20 protein-coding genes, 4 tRNA genes and 1 rRNA gene are annotated in these 18,755 nt (G+C 45.8%); 6 read left to right on the forward strand and 19 right to left on the reverse strand.

Going from position 1 to position 18,755, the window contains the following annotated elements:
* Position 1: 1 nt before the first annotated feature.
* The 16 genes from ELR70_RS13295 to ELR70_RS13370 form a co-directional block, all read right to left on the reverse strand.
* Positions 2-595, reverse strand: a complete 594-nt coding sequence (locus ELR70_RS13295) for a hypothetical protein (RefSeq protein ID WP_054013742.1) — start codon at positions 593-595, stop codon at positions 2-4.
* Positions 592-1,128, reverse strand: coding sequence for a hypothetical protein (locus tag ELR70_RS13300; RefSeq protein WP_054013741.1), 537 nt, complete (start codon positions 1,126-1,128; stop codon positions 592-594). The genes ELR70_RS13295 and ELR70_RS13300 overlap by 4 nt, the downstream gene beginning before the upstream one ends.
* Positions 1,128-1,877: a phage tail protein I gene (locus tag ELR70_RS13305; protein WP_054013740.1), complete on the reverse strand. Its 750-nt coding sequence runs from the start codon at positions 1,875-1,877 to the stop codon at positions 1,128-1,130. Before ELR70_RS13305 ends, ELR70_RS13300 begins: the two co-directional genes overlap by 1 nt.
* A gap of 1 nt (position 1,878) precedes the next feature.
* Positions 1,879-2,799: a baseplate J/gp47 family protein gene (locus ELR70_RS13310; protein WP_054013739.1), complete on the reverse strand. Its 921-nt coding sequence runs from the start codon at positions 2,797-2,799 to the stop codon at positions 1,879-1,881.
* Positions 2,792-3,121, reverse strand: a complete 330-nt coding sequence (locus ELR70_RS13315) for a GPW/gp25 family protein (RefSeq protein WP_054013738.1) — start codon at positions 3,119-3,121, stop codon at positions 2,792-2,794. The genes ELR70_RS13310 and ELR70_RS13315 overlap by 8 nt, the downstream gene beginning before the upstream one ends.
* A complete protein-coding gene (locus tag ELR70_RS13320; RefSeq protein ID WP_054013737.1) occupies positions 3,118-3,708 on the reverse strand; it encodes a phage baseplate assembly protein V in 591 nt (196 codons plus the stop codon). The genes ELR70_RS13315 and ELR70_RS13320 overlap by 4 nt, the downstream gene beginning before the upstream one ends.
* 65 nt (positions 3,709-3,773) lie before the next feature.
* A complete protein-coding gene (locus ELR70_RS13325; protein ID WP_054013736.1) occupies positions 3,774-4,238 on the reverse strand; it encodes a phage virion morphogenesis protein in 465 nt (154 codons plus the stop codon).
* Entirely contained in the window at positions 4,220-4,687 is a 468-nt protein-coding gene (locus ELR70_RS13330) for a phage tail protein (protein ID WP_054013735.1), read from the reverse strand. Before ELR70_RS13330 ends, ELR70_RS13325 begins: the two co-directional genes overlap by 19 nt.
* Before the next feature lie 44 nt (positions 4,688-4,731).
* Positions 4,732-5,544 carry an N-acetylmuramidase family protein gene (locus ELR70_RS13335; RefSeq protein ID WP_054013734.1) on the reverse strand — a complete coding sequence of 271 codons (813 nt, stop codon included), beginning with the start codon at positions 5,542-5,544 and terminating at the stop codon, positions 4,732-4,734.
* On the reverse strand, positions 5,544-5,810 hold the full coding sequence (locus tag ELR70_RS13340; RefSeq protein WP_054013733.1) for a phage holin family protein: 267 nt from the start codon (positions 5,808-5,810) through the stop codon (positions 5,544-5,546). Before ELR70_RS13340 ends, ELR70_RS13335 begins: the two co-directional genes overlap by 1 nt.
* Positions 5,810-6,178, reverse strand: coding sequence for a putative holin (locus tag ELR70_RS13345; RefSeq protein WP_054013732.1), 369 nt, complete (start codon positions 6,176-6,178; stop codon positions 5,810-5,812). Before ELR70_RS13345 ends, ELR70_RS13340 begins: the two co-directional genes overlap by 1 nt.
* Positions 6,179-6,184: 6 nt before the next feature.
* The gene (locus tag ELR70_RS13350; RefSeq protein WP_054013731.1) at positions 6,185-6,400 is read right to left on the reverse strand and encodes a tail protein X; all 216 of its coding nucleotides are present in this window, start codon (positions 6,398-6,400) and stop codon (positions 6,185-6,187) included.
* Complete coding sequence (locus ELR70_RS13355) at positions 6,400-6,867, reverse strand: head completion/stabilization protein (RefSeq protein WP_054013730.1); 468 nt, start codon at positions 6,865-6,867, stop codon at positions 6,400-6,402. Before ELR70_RS13355 ends, ELR70_RS13350 begins: the two co-directional genes overlap by 1 nt.
* A gap of 88 nt (positions 6,868-6,955) precedes the next feature.
* Entirely contained in the window at positions 6,956-7,654 is a 699-nt protein-coding gene (gpM, locus tag ELR70_RS13360; protein ID WP_054013729.1) for a phage terminase small subunit, read from the reverse strand.
* Positions 7,655-7,657: 3 nt separating this feature from the next.
* The gene (locus tag ELR70_RS13365; RefSeq protein ID WP_054013728.1) at positions 7,658-8,668 is read right to left on the reverse strand and encodes a phage major capsid protein, P2 family; all 1,011 of its coding nucleotides are present in this window, start codon (positions 8,666-8,668) and stop codon (positions 7,658-7,660) included.
* A gap of 13 nt (positions 8,669-8,681) precedes the next feature.
* Entirely contained in the window at positions 8,682-9,506 is an 825-nt protein-coding gene (locus ELR70_RS13370; RefSeq protein WP_054013727.1) for a GPO family capsid scaffolding protein, read from the reverse strand.
* A gap of 45 nt (positions 9,507-9,551) precedes the next feature.
* Between ELR70_RS13370 and ELR70_RS13375 the strand changes: the two genes are divergently transcribed.
* A complete protein-coding gene (locus ELR70_RS13375) occupies positions 9,552-11,423 on the forward strand; it encodes a terminase ATPase subunit family protein (protein WP_128064597.1) in 1,872 nt (623 codons plus the stop codon).
* Positions 11,423-12,427, forward strand: a complete 1,005-nt coding sequence (locus ELR70_RS13380; protein WP_054013725.1) for a phage portal protein — start codon at positions 11,423-11,425, stop codon at positions 12,425-12,427. The genes ELR70_RS13375 and ELR70_RS13380 overlap by 1 nt, the downstream gene beginning before the upstream one ends.
* 794 nt (positions 12,428-13,221) lie before the next feature.
* Here ELR70_RS13380 and ELR70_RS13385 read toward each other — a convergent pair.
* Positions 13,222-13,298: transfer RNA gene (locus ELR70_RS13385), tRNA-Pro, on the reverse strand.
* A 307-nt stretch (positions 13,299-13,605) separates the two neighbouring features.
* On the opposite strand from ELR70_RS13385, the gene ELR70_RS13390 reads away from it, so the two are divergent.
* Positions 13,606-14,136 carry an AidA/PixA family protein gene (locus tag ELR70_RS13390; RefSeq protein ID WP_054013724.1) on the forward strand — a complete coding sequence of 177 codons (531 nt, stop codon included), beginning with the start codon at positions 13,606-13,608 and terminating at the stop codon, positions 14,134-14,136.
* Positions 14,137-14,451: 315 nt separating this feature from the next.
* On the opposite strand, the gene ELR70_RS13395 is transcribed toward ELR70_RS13390, so the two are convergent.
* A tRNA-Pro gene (locus ELR70_RS13395) sits at positions 14,452-14,528 on the reverse strand.
* Between the two features lie 164 nt (positions 14,529-14,692).
* Positions 14,693-16,111 (reverse strand): sodium:alanine symporter family protein, encoded by a 1,419-nt coding sequence (locus ELR70_RS13400; RefSeq protein WP_054013723.1) that lies wholly within the window; start codon positions 16,109-16,111, stop codon positions 14,693-14,695.
* A gap of 613 nt (positions 16,112-16,724) precedes the next feature.
* On the opposite strand from ELR70_RS13400, the gene ELR70_RS13405 reads away from it, so the two are divergent.
* The 3 genes from ELR70_RS13405 (at position 16,725) to ELR70_RS13415 (ending at position 18,599) form a co-directional block, all read left to right on the forward strand.
* Positions 16,725-18,256, forward strand: a 16S ribosomal RNA gene (locus tag ELR70_RS13405).
* A gap of 76 nt (positions 18,257-18,332) precedes the next feature.
* Positions 18,333-18,409: transfer RNA gene (locus ELR70_RS13410), tRNA-Ile, on the forward strand.
* Between the two features lie 114 nt (positions 18,410-18,523).
* Positions 18,524-18,599: transfer RNA gene (locus ELR70_RS13415), tRNA-Ala, on the forward strand.
* Positions 18,600-18,755 lie beyond the last annotated feature (156 nt).

Consider the following 18,755-nt stretch of genomic DNA (forward strand, 5'->3'; position numbering starts at 1 on the left):
TTTAAAGTTGTGGGTCTGCTGTAGTTGAACCGTAAATTTGAGTTATCTCTAGATTATGTCTTAATGCAGCTGGCATATATGAATTTATAGATACTTGGGTGTATTGGTTTAGCTCCCCAATCACTAGCACTAAATAATTATCAGAAGAAAAATAGTATGACACTTTTATTCTTGGTACTGACGAAGCATCTAGGTAAGCCCCTTTGTTGACTACAGACCAACTATGCAAAATCCCTTTTGGAGCATACTCTTCATGCTGGTACACATAAAAAGAAACGTCTGTATCAATTAATCCTAGACCGTATCTAAAACCAATAAAGTTTAACGCAACCATTCTTGAGCTGAATTGCTGAATATTAGTCTTTAAATGCAGATAAGGATTTTCTTGAGAACCGCTAATTTCTGCAATTCCAAAATGCTGGCTTCCAATTTTAAATGACTGTACTTCTTGGTTTTCAAGTTTATCAATTGCATCTTGAACCTTTTTATCAATTTGCCCCTGCTTACCCGCAACTTCTTGCGCTAAGGCTTGCGAGGCAAGGGTTTGCTCAGCTGTAGAGTTTTTCAACTCTTCAATTTTTTCAATTAAGCTCATTTCGAGCCCTCCATTTGTCTTATTTGCTCACTAAGTTGCATGCTCCAGTGAGCTTGTTTAACCAAAGCGGTTTGGCCTTTGACAAACGCAAGACCGCCCATTACAAATTCTTTGTCTAGAATTAGGTTTAGATTGTTGGTACCGATGACCACGGTAATACTGTCTGTTGGTAAAGCTTCAATGCCTAAAGTGAACCATTGAACAATCTTTACTGCAGGGGTTCGGTAACCAAGTAGCTTGTTTGCTTGGCTATATACGCCAAGTAATACATCACCACAGAAAATGCCTATTTCTTTAATGGGATATTCAAGTTCACCAGTGAATGCGCCTGCAACTCTTAGCTGTTTGCCTTGGTCTTCGTAATCTGAGATTTCGATTCGCTCTTCTTCGCGGCTAAGCGATGTTTGATTTTTTGAAGGTGTATAAGCGTGCGAACCAAACGCCATATGCGTGATTTCAGCTTTTAACCCTTTGTCTTTGGCAGATAAGCAAGCGGCTAAACCTGCCTCTGTAAATTGCAATTTAAGGTGCATTACACAACTCCGTTTAATGAAATATCAGAAAAGATGATTTGATTGGCCACAGCGCCAAGCTCTATAAAACTTTGGGCTGGGTATGGCTCTGCAGCTGAAAATGAAGCTTGATGATCAGCAAAATGCGTTTGATGATTTACGCCATACACTTTTAAGTTTTCACTGACTGGATTGGGTACCAATGGAATTGCTTCTGCAGTGAAGTCGGTATAACCAACGCCGTGATTTATAACGCCAGCAAGTGCGAATTGTTCTTCGAAAGCAATGCCAAGTTCTAACTCAAAATGAATACTGCCGCGTTTATGAACCCGGATCGCTTCTGTCACCATCTCGAGCATTTCCCTGGTAAACAACGTGTTTTGGTCGCTGGTGAAGTTTTCGGTGAGCATGGCCAGTATTTTCATTGTGCCCGGCTGGCCATTAGCTTGAGCTTCCCACCATTCGAGCATGTTGGTGCGTATACCTAAGCTGTCGAGTGCTTGTTGCAATGCGTAGGGTGTACCTTTGTGTTTATGTACGTCGAATGAGTTGGCAACAACGCCGCGTTTAATATGCTCAGGCCAGCTGTCTTCCCAGTGGTCGACAGAGTAAGCCCAGGCAAGCCAGGGCAATAATTTAAAAGGGCATTTATATGGGTCCCATAAATCCTGGATTTGTACTTCTATATCAATCGCGTTGGCGATGACCTGTTCTAGATCTCGCTCGAGCTTGGTGGCATTGGGTGGCAGCAAGGAATCGAAAAACTGCATATCAGGCCCCAACTCTGATGTTTGCGCTCGTGCAATAAGCGACTTGATGGGCTTCAATATTCACGCTGATGGCTGGCTGGTTTATCGTTACCTCTGATACACCTGGTTGATGGAGCGCCTTGTAAATGCCCGATAGAGTGATACTTGCACCTAATTTGCGTTGTTCAAGTTGGTACTGAGCTAATGCTTGGTTAGCAGCTGCGAGCACTACTTGCTTGTCTGGCCCTGGCATAATGTTTAACTCAGCATCTATGGTGTAATTGATTATCTCAGCGCTTTGCACGGTTACACGGTCGCCTTGAGGGCGAACTTTGCTGGGAGTTGGTAGCTGCGCTGTACCATCGTTGGTAAGCCCAAAGTGGTTACGAATTTTGATTACTAAATCGTTAGTGGGCAGGCCGGTTTCTGTATGAGCGAGCACAACAACGACCACTTCGCATGGGGCTGGGCTGTATGCATCGGCGTCTAATACTCGACCATCGGCGCCCAGCGTATGAAAGATATAACCGTCGACACTGCCTGCGGTATTTAAACCGTCAAACGCTAATTGAACACGGCGCTTTAATGCCTCGTCGCTTTCTAGTACGGCAGGTGTTGGCGGATTAGTAGCTGGGTTCTCTGGCGAGATAACCAGGCGCTCTATATTATAATTGGCAGCCAGAGCGTCTAAATCCTGACCAAAGGCAGATGCCAGGATATTTGCGCGGGTTGCCTGGTTAACTTTGGCAATTAAATGCATTTCTCTATAAGTGAGAATTTGCAATTGCTTGGCTTGTGGATCTGAGTCGAACTGCAGTGCATCAGCGTATCCAGGCTCAATCTCAATTAGCATTTGTTTGTTTTTTTCGTAGAGCTGTTCGAAGTTGAGCTCTTCAATAATATCAGGCACGGGTACTTTAGACAGGTCGATTAACTTAGCCATACTGCACCTCAATGCGATCATTACGATCAGTGATTAAGTTGATTTGTAATTTGCCATTGAGATCAGGAATTGAAAGCTCCACCTGTTTGATGGTGACGCGAGGTTCCCAGATAGTAAGTGCCGTTATAATCGCGGCCATTGCGCGCAAACGTGTGGCGCCATTGTGAGGCTGGTCAATCAATTCAAATAGCTCTGATCCATAGTTACGACGCATAACCCGGGTACCAATCGGGGTCGTTAAAATATCTTCAACGCTTTGCTGGATGTGGGCATTACCAGCAACTAAGGCACCTGTTTTGCGGTTCAAACTCATGTACTTCATACTGGCTCACCCGCAATGTCAGTGCCGGCTTTGACGTCTTTATGGCCATGTTCACCAAACTCAATGTCGTCAACTTGAATACCGCCTACATTTGTCATGTGGCCAGTGTGAGCGATATCACCATTGAGTGTGGTTTCTCCATTAATCGTGACATTGCCGTTGATGGTGTTGTCTGGGCAATCAGTTTGCGTGCTTTCAGTCACTTCGATTAATGCTGTTCTGATACCCGAGATCCTTAATTGGCTCGTTTCCGGGTCATATTCAAAAACAGCACCATCTGGGAATGTGGTTCTTAATCTGGTTTCGTGGTCGTCCGGTTCTGGATTATCATCGCTATATAGCGCAGGCAGAACATAAGCGTTGTTAATATCGCCGCTTAGTGAGAGTAAGATCACTTGTTCATCGATTGATGGTCGCCAGCTGGTTTTGGCTGTACCAGCCCGGTGAGTTAAATACGGACGAAAGTCGGTAGTAATCTCACCCGTTTTTACACGACAATATCCCGATTTAACTTCGGCTACTGTGCCTAGTCGTATCAGGTTGTCGATGCGGCGTTTGAGTTCTGCAAGTTCAGCGGCAATGTTCATGCCGCTATGTTTGCGAGTTGGTATAACTAGAGCAAGGAAAGTGGGGGGTATAAGTGGTTTTATAGTTATGCATCAGATTCTAAATGGTTGATGAGCGTTTCTTCAATTAGCGCCTGTTCATCCTCAGTAAACCCCAATAACTGACGCTCAGGGTACTGAATACTTACCTGGTCATTGACCTTCCCACGCAAACCGTACTGGTGTTGTCTGGCAATGTATGCCAACAAGCCAATAAATCCAGCACTGGCCTGGTCGCTGGTATAACCTGACTTGAGGTATTTGGTGCGAATGAGCTTTTGGAACATCAGTTTTTTCTTGATGCTGCCTTTTTTGGTGCGCCAACTAGGTTGCGGTTTTCTAGCGTCAAACTGACTGCCATCTGGGGCTTTGTTCTCTTTGATCCGTTTGGCCTGGCTAGACCTGAGTTTGCGTGAAATGTCCCGGGCAAGTTGTTTGCGTTTTTGAGGCGAAAGGCGTTCGATTAATCCATCAAATAGTTCGTTGATTTGGTTCAGGTTGTCGGTGGCCATGGCGTCTCAACTCCGTTTGTGAACAATTGCCAGTTAACATCATCGCTGAACACAGGTTCTGGCAAGTGCTCAACGTGCAGGCCCGCTTGTTGCTCGGTCACTTTTACGCGCTCGGTGAGCTTGAGTTTAATTTCTAAATCGAATGTTGAGTGATTAAGCAGCTCTGCTTTGAATTGAAAGCCGGTAGCCCTTAATTCAGGGTTTTCTATCAGCTCAGGCTGGTTTTGGGCAATCCAGCCAAGTAACGGAACGATCACATTATCAGCGTGCGTATTAAAATCGGTGATAATCACAACGCACGTAAATTGATATTCAAAACTGAGGTTACCTGTTGCAGCTGTGGCGGCAATATTGCCATCTTCAATAAATACGTGCAGGTTTTCAGGGTTTTGTTTTAGCGATGTAATGCTGGTACTTAGTAGCGTTCTGATTTCGCTGGGCTTATTCATGCTTGGCCTTTTCATTTGGCAGGCTGCAAATGCAGCCCTGTAAGTTATGCTGCTGTATCTGCTTCAGGCATCAGTTCCAATGCATCAGCGTATGCCTGGCTTAGCTTTACGTCATAGAGGTGGCGCTTGTAGCCCGGGCCGTTATATCGTTTGGCAAACTCAGCCCACTTATGGCCTTTTAGTGCCTTATGCATGTTGGTGTCGGCCTTTATGAACTTTACCAGGGCAAGTAGTTGGTTACGTTCTGAGATTTCCATATCCCGTTTAAACGCTGAGGCTGATTCATAGCCCAGTAAATTAAAGTGGTACCCCATAATTTGAAACATGCCCCAACTACACGCAGCAATAGCGGCATCATTATCAAACATACACGCCAGCCCAAAGCGATTATGTTCACCGCTGCCACCTGTGTAGCCACCAGGCTTGGGATTGCAGATGTTGGGGTATTTTTCAGACAGAGTTTTTGCCTGGTCTTCGTCTTTTTCATTCACTTGTCGATAAAAAACATGGCGTTCGAACAGGATGCTAGGGCGTCCACAATCAAAGAACCCGCACCCATTTGATTCGACTTCTGCAACCGCTGAGATGGTTGCCAGGCTAACTGATAATTCACTGGCGGCTAACTGAATGTCGCCGAAAGTCAGATACTTTGCCCTTGGTTCATCATTAAGTACCGCTAGCGTTCGTTTGCCGGCATATCCTGTAATAGGGAGGTGCAAGCGTTGTTGGTATTGAGCAACTGCAGCTGCTGTTTTATCTCCAAACCAGCCATCCACGTCGAGCGTGGTGCCTTTATCATTAAGCTTGGATTGCAGGTCTTTAACGTGCTGGCCTTTGGCACCGATTGTTAGTTTCATTAGTGGCTCCTTTTAAGTGAAAGTAAGATGGCGACATTGCCCTTGGCACGGATCAGCGCGACCAGGACAAGCAGCTTAAAGAACAGATCAGCATTACTGGGTGGACCGACAATGTGATAAATACGCAAAACAATGTCTGAGCCTGCGGCTACCGTGATTGCATACGCAATGGATGCTATCGAAAGGCGATAAGAGCCTGTTCGTACGAACAACGCAGTGCGCAAAGCAATGGCCAGGCAAATAAGTGTATTGGCAACTAACAGCATTACTTCCCCCTTGTGCCTCGAATAAAAGCCAGAAACCGCTTTGGGTCGTCCATCAGGTTCATCAGGTACTGAACCAAGCGTACGACGCAGGCTGAGGCAATAAGCGCCCCCATGCCAGAGCTTATCTGCAGTGAATCTGGCAACAAATTACTGATAAGAATTGATGACCAGTCAGCGCAAACCAACCCACCCAGAAATGACACCAGGAATAAACCAATGCGTTTTACCGTGCTGAGCTGGTCATTTGACATAATGAACAATACAGCACCGGTAAAGGCGCCAATGACTGCTGCCGGATCTGCCCCAGGGATTAACGTTAATGCGCTGACTGCCGCCACAGCTTTGGTTGTTGATATTGGTTCGCTCATTGTTAATTAATCCCATAATTTGATTAGGTTCGGCGATGCTAGCCTGGAAAGCTCGGGCAGCACGACCAATGTGTTTGTTGGCAGTACAGGGGGAAGTTTTGCTATGTGTGCGTTGGCACTAATTACTTGCTCTGTAATGCCGGCTGTACTGCCATAGTGCCGGTAGCAAATCGCATCGACAGTGTCCCCCTGAGCTGAGTAAACGGCTTGCGTTGCGCTCATTAGATGAGCTCCACAGTTACATGGTTTTCGCCGAGTATGTCGCGTATAGCGATGCGGCCATCACGCCTGAGTGAATCCGTGGTGTCGTTGAGCTCGTCGCTGTCCCTGGTACCTTTCACGGTTGAGTCAAAATCGTTGTAACGCTCCACAAGGTTTGCTTTGGCAAAACAGTACACAGCGCGTTTGTACAGGTGCACATAGGCATTCACATTATTGATTAGCTCACCAGGAACATTTGCCAGATTACTGTGTCCATCGGACTGCTGGACACGCCGCCATTCGCTTAACTCTTTGTTTATTTGCAGTATTGAGCTTGTTATCGCGTGTTCCAGGCGTTGGTTGGTAACCGTGCCATCCAGACGCATCACGGCACGGAAATCTGCCAGACTAATAGCTGGCCAAAACTCACCGGAGCTAATTACTTTGTCATCAGATTGCGTAGTCTGTGGGGTGGCAATAAAGGTCATTCGCTTCTCCTTAGTGTGCGGTGGGCTGGCTTCAGCAAATAATCAAATTTACTTAGCCAGCGCCGCACGGCTTGCGAGGGTCGCTCGGTTAACCCGCACCAGGCTCTGGTGCGCTCTCGGTTGTCTGGGTATCTGAAGCTACTTTTTTAAGATCACGCTCAAGTTTTTCAATGAACTTTTTAACCCCAACTTTTGAGTTCAGGGTTAAGGCTTGTTTGTAGGCTTCAATGGCTTTTTCTGGTTTGTCTTCGGCTTCGAGGGCCTGACCAAGTTGTCGGAATAACTTAGCGCGTGCCTGGTCGTACATGTCGTGATCTGCAGTTAGTGCGACTAACTGGCCCAGTGCTTTTGATGCAATGGCCTTATCTGACTCAAACAACCTTGCTGCTGTTTCTGCCGTTTCTTCTGCCAATGTGCAGGCAAGTGTGCGTTCAAAACGGTCTGGTAAAGCCAGGTCGTGTTGCAGCGCATATTGTGCAAGAGGCAATGCTTTTTCAATGTTGCCTGTATCGATGTACCAAAGCAGAATGGTTACAAATACTTCGTCCTGCACACCTGCGTTACCTTCTAAAACACCGGCTATGTAGGCTTCGTATTCTGGTAAGAATTTGGTCTTGGTTTCGAGCTTTCTGTCGAGTGATTGCACGCGCTTTAAGGTGCGGCGATGCTCAGCAAGTTGCATCAGCATCAGCTCGTATTGGTTTTGAGCTCGAGTGTTTTCGAACTCACTATCACCGCGCTTGGCTGCCAGTACTTTGTTAAAGTGATTTTGTGCTGGAGATCCCATGTGTTACCCCTTTAGCTCGATGTTTTCGGCAAACGCGGCGCAGCCGTAATCTTCCACTACATAAGAATCGTTAGATGATTCGTAGTTCTCGACCTGATCGCGTTTTGGGTTATCGATAATTGCCCGGCGACGGGTGCCTTCCTGGTAATAGATACTGAGGTTATCTAACCTGGTCACCAAGATGGCGTTGGCTGGGAAACTAGGCACTCGAACCGCTGGCAGGCCGCCAATACGCTTTTGACTGATAATCATGTCGGCGGCTATTTGCTCGCTGGGGTCGTGATTTTTGTTGACGAGAGGGAAGTACTTATCAGCAAGCAGTTTGCGCCCGCAAATCACAACTAAATCTGTATCGTCCTGGTACCAGGGATCAATCATGTTGTTGACCATGTCATACACCAGTGCATCAGGGTTTTCATAATCTCCCGATGCACCAACAACAATTTTCCCAGAGCCTTCGACGATTTCTTTCATGTGGCGCTCTGGGGCATATAGGCGAATTTTCTCAATCCAACCTACATTTACATCCTGTAATAAAGGATTGAGTGCCCGGTCAGAACTTGCGGCACGGCTGGTACCGTTAAAGCCAATCATAATACGGTCTAATGCCTGGCGCTTCAGGATGGCATCGCGAAAACGGGTTTGAAAGTCCTGGAATTTGGCCCACATATCCAGCTTGGCATAGCGTATGGCCGTATCGAAGTTGGTTTGCGTACATTTATAGCCGTGTCGATCCATATCTGTTGGATCAATTGGCTCGCGGTCTTTTTTGGTGGTGTCGGTAGTACTGGCAATTGGCGTGTTAATACCAAGGCCCAGCTTTTCCCCTTCTTGCTCATCTACAGGGACAATGTTAATGCGACTAAGAAAGTCTGAGCTTTCCTGCATTTTTGTTTCCAGCGTTTGCTGGATTGATGGGGCTACGGTGAACTTAGTTTCGGCCGATTCGACACTGTTTAGTGTTGCTATTTGTACGCAAAATGCGAGGTAGGCTGAACGTGTTGAGTTTTTCATTTAGTGTTGCTCCTTAGCAATCTGTTTGAACTTGGCCATCGCCGCCGGTTGCCGGGGAACGCCCCTGGCCGCCAGACTCTTCCTTGCTCAGTTGTTCTTTGAGCGCATTAAACGCCTCTTTTAGCTGATTATGTTCATTGAGTAGTTCGGTATAATTTGAAGAGGCTTCTTCAAGCTGTTTGCTTGTAGCTTTTTCAAAATTTGAGAAAGACTGAGCGATGGCTTCAACGGCGTTGCTTACGTCACTAAAGTTGCCCTCGGTTTGTTTGTTGTTTTTGTTGAGCAGGGCTTTAACCTTGCTGAATAGGCCGTTTTCTTCTGGTGGCTCTTCTTCCTCTTCAAACTCAAGTTCAGCTTCAACAGCAGCTGTAAATAAGTTCTCCGGTTTCTGTTTACGATCTGCAAATGGGTTGGAATCGGCTTTTGCTGAAAACTGTAAGATTTCAGTGCCAAGAGATGCCGGTGAATCTGTGACGGCCAAGCCTTCAAGGTAGCATTTCCCTGATTTAGCGAAATCGGGGTTAATCTCGACACTGGTATAGATTTTTTGCCGCTTTTTATTCATGGCAATCAGATCGGGAGTTGGGTCAATCTGAGCAAATAGGGCAAGCTTACCGTCTTCCACTTCTTCTGCTTTTACAGCGCATACATCACCGTAAGCTCTGAAAGGGCTGTCTGGTAACGTGCCTCTGATATGTTCTAACCATACCCTGGCGCCATATTTTTTCTGGTCGTAAGTAGCAGCCATGTCCTCAATCCAGCTGCGTTCGACCACGCGGCCATCGGTCGTGTCCCCTTCAGTAAAAACACGAAAAAACTTTGATACTTTTTTTGCCATTGCGTTGTTCCTCTGTGGTTTAGGCGCAAAAAATAAGGTGCTTGTATGGTTAATAGTCGAGCGGTTAGGGTCAACGCGTGTGAATTGTATAGCCAGAGCTATACCGCTAAATACAAAGGGATTTGGCGATATTGCTATTTAAACTGGCGCAATGAAACTGAATCCAGAAAACAATCAAAGACAGTATGCCAAGAACCTGTATTGGCAGGGTGGGCTGTACGCGAAATTAGCAAACACATGGATTTGGCGGAATCTACTGTATCGAGCTGGAAAAAGCGTGATGGCTGGGATGATGCCAAACCAATCGACCGTGTTGACTCTGCATTAGAAATGCGAATGCTGCAGCTCATTGCCAAGGAAGACAAGACAGGCAAAGACTTTAAAGAGATTGACTTACTGGGTAGGCAGTTAGAGAGAATTGCGCGCATTACCCGTTACAACAATGGAGGGAACGAAGCCGATCTTAATCCTAACGTTCACAATCGCAATGCTGGCGAAAAGAAAAAGCCCAAGAAAAATTATATCAGTGAAGAGGATCTCGAAAAGCTGATAGACAAGTTTAACGAGATCATTTCTAAATATGAGTATCAAAAAGAATGGTACCGCGCAGGTTTAACCCAGCGGATCAGAAACATTCTGAAAAGTCGGCAGATTGGCGCGACTTACTTTTTTGCACATGAGGCGTTAATTGATGCACTAACAACAGGCCGCAACCAGATATTTTTGTCTGCGAGTAAAGCCCAGGCTCATGTATTCAAGCAGTATATCCTGCAGTTTGTTAAAGACACTGTGGGAGTTGATTTAAAGGGTGATCCAATCGTATTGGACAATGGCGCCACGCTTTACTTCTTGGGTACCAATGCAAAAACAGCACAGTCGTATCACGGAAACTTATACCTGGACGAATATTTCTGGATCAACAAGTTTCAAGAATTCAGAAAGGTTGCTTCGGGTATGGCGATTCACAAAAAGTGGCGTCAAACGTATTTCTCTACACCGTCGTCAATGGGCCACGAGGCTTACCCATTTTGGTCTGGTGCACTGTTCAATCGAGGTCGTCCAAAGTCAGAGCGAATAGAAGTGGACGTCTCGCACCAGGCATTAAATAGAGGTCGTAAGTGTGAAGATGGCCAATGGAAGCAGATTGTAACGGTTGAAGATGCCATCAAGAAAGGCTGCGACTTATTCGACCCTGATACATTGCACTTAGAGTACAGCCCCGAGGAACACGCCAACCTGTTAATGTGTGAGTTCGTGGACGATACCCAATCGGTTTTTCCTATGACCATGATGCAGCGCTGTATGGTCGATAGCTGGGAAGTTTGGGCGGATTACAAACCGTTTGCGCCAAAGCCTTTGGGCAATCGGCCCGTGTGGATTGGTTATGATCCGAATGGTGGCGGCACGAGTGGTGATAGTGCCGGCTGCGTTGTTATCTGCCCACCGTCAGTACCAGGCGGAAAATTCCGTGTCATCGAAAAACACCGCTGGAATGGCATGGATTATGAGGCGCAAGCGAAAGCAATCAAGAACCTGTGCGCCAAGTACAATGTTCAGTTTATTGGTATCGACAACACGGGCATTGGTGACGCTGTATTTAAGCTAGTCAAAAAGTTCTTTCCTAAAGTCACGCCATTCAAATACAGCGCGCACCTTAAGAGTCAGATGGTGTTAAAGGCACACGACGTTATCAGCAAAGGCCGGCTCGAATTTGATGCCGGTTGGACTGATATGGCACAGGCATTTATTAGCATTCGCAAAACACTTACACCAAATCAAAAACAAACGACCTACGAATCAAGCCGAAGCGAAGAGATCAGCCATGCCGACATCGCCTGGGCTGCAATACATGCACTTTATAACGAGCCATTGGATACCAGTGGCGAACATGGATCAACACTGGAGATTTACGAATAATGGCCAAAGGCAAGAAAAAGAAACAGAGTCAGCAAATAGAAGCGTTTACGTTTGGTGAACCAACACCGGTATTAAGCCAGCGCGAGATATTTGATTATCTGGAAACCATGTCAAATGGTAAATACTACGAGCCACCATTATCACTGAATGGTCTCAGCCGTTTATATCGGACCTCGGTTCATCACTCCAGCGCTATCCAGGTAAAACGTAATATCCTAAAAAGCTGTTTTATTCCACATCCAAAATTAAGCATGTATGAGTTTAGTGCACTGGCGCTAGATTACCTGGTATTCAACAACGCCTACTTACAACAAGTAAGAAACCGATTGGGTTCAGCTATGAGTTACAAACGTATGCCAGCAAAGTATACACGGGTAGGCCTTAACCCTAGCGCGTTCTGGTGGGTACCCAACTGCAGGGAAGAGCAGGAGTTTGCTGATAACACAGTGTTCCATGTTAAAGAGTCTGATTTAAACCAGGAGGTTTATGGTATACCAGATTATGTGGCTAGCATGAACTCGTCAATTTTGAATGAAGCGGCGACACTGTATAGGCGCCGTTACTACGAAAATGGCAGCCATGCTGGTTTTATCATGTGGCTAACAGATTCAACGGTAGACGAACAGGATGTAAAGACTTTAAGAAAAGCACTTAAAGACAGTAAAGGCCCTGGCAATTTCAGAAACCTGTTCCTGCATTCACCTGGTGGTGACAAGGATGGCATGAGGTTAATACCGGTTTCAGAAGTGGCTGCTAAAGATGAGTTTCTAACAATCAAGAATGTTAGCCGGGATGACCAGCTAGGTTCTCACCGGGTACCTCCGCAATTGATGGGTATCGTTCCTGGTAATGTTGGTGGGTTTGGTGATGCGGCCAAAGCAGCGGAAGTATTCGACGCAAACGAGATGGAATGTATTAGATTGTCGTTGTTATCGATTAACGACTGGGCAGGTGAGGAGATCATCCGGTTTCGTGACTACAAGCTGGCAGCCAGTGTCGATTAGCACCTAAACCAATACTTAACAAGTGCAGCCGCCTTCGGGCGGTTTTTTTGTGCCTGTGATTCACAGAGGTTTTCACCCAGCGCGCGCCGTTGAACCCACGCCACGCCTGCGCGCTTTATGTGTCGAAAATAACGCAGTCGTGCAAGCACTTCAATACAAGTAATAGCTGGTGCTGCGGATAGATGTTACTGCTCGAATCGTAACGCAAAAAAACGCAAAAGTAAGACGACTACTCAGATAGCAAAAAGTAGGTGGCTCGCTCAGAGTTCGGGGGAGGGCTTCGGAAAAAGGTAACATTGGTAATCATGTGAATCTGGAACGTGTAACTATATGATTCTAAATGATTTTGTGGTTACCATGAAAAGGTAATTTATGGTAATCCAAAAGGTAATTTTTGGTTATGTGATTGATATATATAAGATTTAATAAGGGAAGATATTACCATTTAAAAAGGTAACATAGTTACTCTTTAGTTACCTTAGATGTTACCTTTTTTGCTTTCCAAAAAAGTTCTAATTATCAATGTCTTAAATTGTGATTTTTTAAAAGGTTACCAATGTTACCTTTTTCCGAAGCCCCCCAAACTCATGGAGCCCTATATAAGGGTAGGGGAATTGTATATCACAGACTGATAGTAACTGAGTTGTCCTGGCGCTCGTGGCCAAGATGTGTTGCTATGTGTGAGTACGTGTTTTTTGACTGGGGTTTTGCACGTATTTTGCACCTATTTTGCACAAGTGCGTTTTTGTGCTCCCAACAATATGGAAAAACTTCAATGTTATGAGGGAGTTAAATGGTCGGCATAGCAGGATTTGAACCTGCGACCCCTGACACCCCATGACAGTGCGCTACCAAGCTGCGCTATATGCCGACTTGGTTGCCACTATAATGATTTTTATTGGAAAGGCAACACCTGACCCGTTTGTTTGCACATTAATTAGTCGTAACACGCTCTTCTGATACAAGTTGTACAATTATTGATAAGTCATGGTGCTACAATTTCAGTTTGTTGTTCTCAATTGATAACAAACAGGTACGTAATAATATGTAATAGAAATAATTCACATTAACGCTAGAGTTTGATGCACCTAAGGGATCATTACATTGGGTTTTGGTTGCCTTAGGCTAGGGTATCCGTAACTTTTTCGGAGAGCCATTCAAATTACAAGGAGATAGACATGTCCCAAATCAATATTCTAGTAGCAGTAGACGCAGAGAAACTTGCTGATAAGGTAGCTGATGGCACACTATCAGCTGGAAGCGCTGAACACCCAACCCCGTTAGGAGCCTGGAGCCAGTCTGATGTTTTCATTTCTATGATTGCGCAACATGGCGTTGCGGTAAACAATCAAGGCCAGTCAGAGCTGACCATTCAGGCCGAGTCAGGTGACTTTTTACAATGGGCAATGACAACATTTGGTAACAACACTGATCACACGGCAAGCATCTACAATGGTAGCTTCAATCCTTCGAATGGTATTGAAGCTTTTGGTAGTGAAATTCAGCAAGAAAACAACTACCTGGTGCCAAGCGATGATTCAGCACCAACAACATTCACTAAGGTTGTGAACCAATTTTCTGTTTACCAGGCCAAAATAACTAAGGTAAAGCAGTCAATTCAGTATACTTTGTCATTTGCGCTGGTTAATAATCAGTCTGGCAGTGTGGTTGGTTATTTCACCTGGGACCCGTTCATTAATGTAGCTTAATACCTGCATATAGACTGAGCTCCATCAATCGGGGCATGAGGTTTGTTTTAATATTCATGCCCTGTGTCGTAGCATCACGTGATAATTACTAATGCAACGACCTGAAGCCGTAGTACTTCGCTGCTAAATTCCATCACTATATTGTGCTTCAATATACCTACTTGCACTACAAGCGTACTTTTGTGTGGTATTTTAATACCAGAGAACAGTTTTTAGATATGTATTGACAATAAATGAGCAGGGTAGTTGCATTATACTGTATGCATTACGCTCAGGGAAATTTACAAAGTTTTCAAAAAAGGAGTGAGAAAAGAATGGTCGGCATAGCAGGATTTGAACCTGCGACCCCTGACACCCCATGACAGTGCGCTACCAAGCTGCGCTATATGCCGACTTGGGTTTCACTATAATGATTTTTTTATGAAAGGCAATAAGTAATTGTTTCGACTGAATGTTATTTGTGCTGACCGGACTCGGGTGCGGCTTTATTGTGCAATAGGGTAACGTGAGGGAAGTGAGGTCGAGGCAGCGTGTGGTACGCTACCCCGGTCTCAGATTACTTGTGCCAAATGCCTTTAGGTAAGGTTTTTAACACCTCAGGCTTTTGTGATGGATCAAATACGGGTGTTTTACCTTGCTTAAGTTGTGCGCGATAGTCTTTGGCAAGCCAGATAACAATGCCAGACAACATGAACAGCGCAATCACGTTTACAATCGCCATCAGGCCCATTGAAATATCGGCAAGAGTCCAGATCAGGCCAAGCTCACCTACGGCACCAAACATGACCATAGCTAATACACAGGCTCTGAATATAAACAGGCCTTTAGGATGGTTATGCTCGAGGAATAATAGGTTGGTTTCTGCATAACTATAGTTTGCAACAATAGAAGTAAAGGCAAAGAACAGAATCGCGATAGCTACAAAAATTGCACCCCAGTCGCCAACGTGCTCAACCAGTGCTGCCTGCGTTAATTGAATGCCCGTGACACCAGATTCTGGCACGAGTTGGTTAGAGAGCAGAATAAGTGCGGCGGTGGCACTACATATCACTATGGTATCAACAAATACACCCAGCATCTGAACATAACCTTGTGAAGCAGGGTGGTTTGGGTTCGGGGTCGCACTTGCTGCGGCATTTGCGGCACTACCCATACCTGCTTCATTGGAGAACAGGCCACGTTTAATTCCCTGGATCATTGCCTGCATGACGGCATAACCTACGGCTCCGCCTGCTGCCTGCTCAAAACCAAATGCACTATTGATGATCAACATGAAAACGTCGGGTAACTGGCTGGCGTTCATAGCGCAGACAATGATTGCCAATAATAAGTAGGCGATTGCCATAAAAGGTACTGCCAGCTCAGCAAAGCGGGCAATGGTTTTAAGGCCGCCAAAGATAATGAAGGCTGAGCCACATACCAGTAGCAAGCCCATCACATATTTGGGAACATCAAAAGCCACTTCAAACGCTGCGGCAATCGAGTTTGCCTGCACGGCATTAAAGACCAAGCCGAATGCGAGGATCAGACATAAAGAAAAAAGTACACCCATCCAACGTTTATTCAGGCCATACTCCATATAATAAGCTGGACCACCTCGGAAGTTGCCTTCATCGTCTTTGGTTTTGTATAGCTGAGCAAGCGCACTTTCTGCAAAACTGGTCGCCATACCTATGAGGGCGATTAGCCACATCCAAAAAATAGCACCGGGTCCACCCAGATAAAGCGCAACGGCAACACCTGCCATGTTACCGGTACCAACTCGTGCGGCAAGTGAGGTACAAAAAGCCTGAAAAGAAGAAATTCCGTCTTTAGCGCCACTTCGGCTGTTTGCCATGACTTTGATCATGTACGGGAATTGAGTGAACTGAATGAAACCCAGTCGGAGGGTAAAGAAAACACCTGCTGCAATTAATAGGTATATAAGTATATGACCCCACAGCAAGCCGCTTATAGTATTAAAAAAGTCAGCCATTGGATTACGACCCTTATTATAGATATAGCAGAACGGGTAAATAAGGTGGCGTAATTTAGCACATGACGGCTTTCAACTCTAAGTATTATTGCTTTATCCACAGGTTTTTGTGGGTAACTTGTGTGGCAGTTGTGAGGTCGTATTGGGTAAAAAATTAATTCAAAAAAAATCATAAAAAGCGCTTGCGCTGCATTCGAATCTCCCTATAATGCGCATCCATCGACACGGCGGGCAGCAAATATAACGCTGAACAAAATGCCGATTAGTCATATAAAACTTAGTTTAACTTCTTTTAAATCTGAGTGTTGACAAAAAGAGGGAAGTGATTAGAATGCACAACCCTCAGCGCTAACAGCGCAGCGGCATTAAGTCGCACCGGGTAACCGGATTATGTTCTTTAAAAATATGAAGCAATCATCTGTGTGGGCACTCGTACAGGTTGAGTTCTAACAGCAGATTTCAGTTTTACTGAATGACGCAAACAAATTTAGAGTCTCAATTGAACTGAGTGACCAACGGAATAAACATAGTTTATTCAGCACAGTCAATTCGATACCGACAGGTATCAAAATCAGAATTCATTGAGCACGAAACTTCGGTTTCAAAAAACTTTTAATTGAAGAGTTTGATCATGGCTCAGATTGAACGCTGGCGGCAGGCCTAACACATGCAAGTCGAGCGGTAACATTTCTAGCTTGCTAGAAGATGACGAGCGGCGGACGGGTGAGTAATGCTTGGGAACATGCCTTTAGGTGGGGACAACCATTGGAAACGATGGCTAATACCGCATAATGTCTACGGACCAAAGGGGGCTTCGGCTCTCGCCTTTAGATTGGCCCAAGTGGGATTAGCTAGTTGGTGAGGTAACGGCTCACCAAGGCGACGATCCCTAGCTGGTTTGAGAGGATGATCAGCCACACTGGAACTGAGACACGGTCCAGACTCCTACGGGAGGCAGCAGTGGGGAATATTGCACAATGGGCGCAAGCCTGATGCAGCCATGCCGCGTGTGTGAAGAAGGCCTTCGGGTTGTAAAGCACTTTCAGTCAGGAGGAAAGGTTAGTAGTTAATACCTGCTAGCTGTGACGTTACTGACAGAAGAAGCACCGGCTAACTCCGTGCCAGCAGCCGCGGTAATACGGAGGGTGCGAGCGTTAATCGGAATTACTGGGCGTAAAGCGTACGCAGGCGGTTGATTAAGCGAGATGTGAAAGCCCCGGGCTTAACCTGGGAACTGCATTTCGAACTGGTCAACTAGAGTGTGATAGAGGGTGGTAGAATTTCAGGTGTAGCGGTGAAATGCGTAGAGATCTGAAGGAATACCGATGGCGAAGGCAGCCACCTGGGTCAACACTGACGCTCATGTACGAAAGCGTGGGGAGCAAACAGGATTAGATACCCTGGTAGTCCACGCCGTAAACGATGTCTACTAGGAGCTGGGGTCTTCGGACAACTTTTCCAAAGCTAACGCATTAAGTAGACCGCCTGGGGAGTACGGCCGCAAGGTTAAAACTCAAATGAATTGACGGGGGCCCGCACAAGCGGTGGAGCATGTGGTTTAATTCGATGCAACGCGAAGAACCTTACCTACACTTGACATACAGAGAACTTACCAGAGATGGTTTGGTGCCTTCGGGAACTCTGATACAGGTGCTGCATGGCTGTCGTCAGCTCGTGTTGTGAGATGTTGGGTTAAGTCCCGCAACGAGCGCAACCCTTATCCTTAGTTGCCAGCGATTCGGTCGGGAACTCTAAGGAGACTGCCGGTGATAAACCGGAGGAAGGTGGGGACGACGTCAAGTCATCATGGCCCTTACGTGTAGGGCTACACACGTGCTACAATGGCATATACAGAGTGCTGCGAACTAGCGATAGTAAGCGAATCACTTAAAGTATGTCGTAGTCCGGATTGGAGTCTGCAACTCGACTCCATGAAGTCGGAATCGCTAGTAATCGCGGATCAGAATGCCGCGGTGAATACGTTCCCGGGCCTTGTACACACCGCCCGTCACACCATGGGAGTGGGTTGCTCCAGAAGTGGATAGCTTAACCTTCGGGAGGGCGTTCACCACGGAGTGATTCATGACTGGGGTGAAGTCGTAACAAGGTAGCCCTAGGGGAACCTGGGGCTGGATCACCTCCTTATCGACTTAGAACTGATTTGTTCGAAGTGTCCACACAGATGATTGTTGATTAGAATTAGAGAACACAAACATTGTTTGGGTCTGTAGCTCAGCTGGTTAGAGCGCACGCCTGATAAGCGTGAGGTCGGTAGTTCAAGTCTACTCAGACCCACCACTTCTTCCCGATGCTGCGTTATTAAGCTCGTCGTTTAGAAAACACTAAACGTCCTCACTTAATGCCTGGCCTCGAAAAGAAGCTTGGTTCAGAACAATGTTATCCTAGTAATGTGGGGCTATAGCTCAGCTGGGAGAGCGCCTGCCTTGCACGCAGGAGGTCAGCAGTTCGATCCTGCTTAGCTCCACCACTTTACTACCTACTCCTCATAGATAAACACTCTTAAGACAGTGACTTTAGATAAGAAACTGAGAGTTTTTAACTCTGAGAAGTAATTCTCTTGCTCTTTAAAAATTTGGAAAGCTGATATTAAATTCTCGGAATGACAATGAAAATTGTTGTTCTA

The organism is Pseudoalteromonas sp. R3, assembly GCF_004014715.1.
Classification (GTDB): Bacteria; Pseudomonadota; Gammaproteobacteria; order Enterobacterales; family Alteromonadaceae; genus Pseudoalteromonas.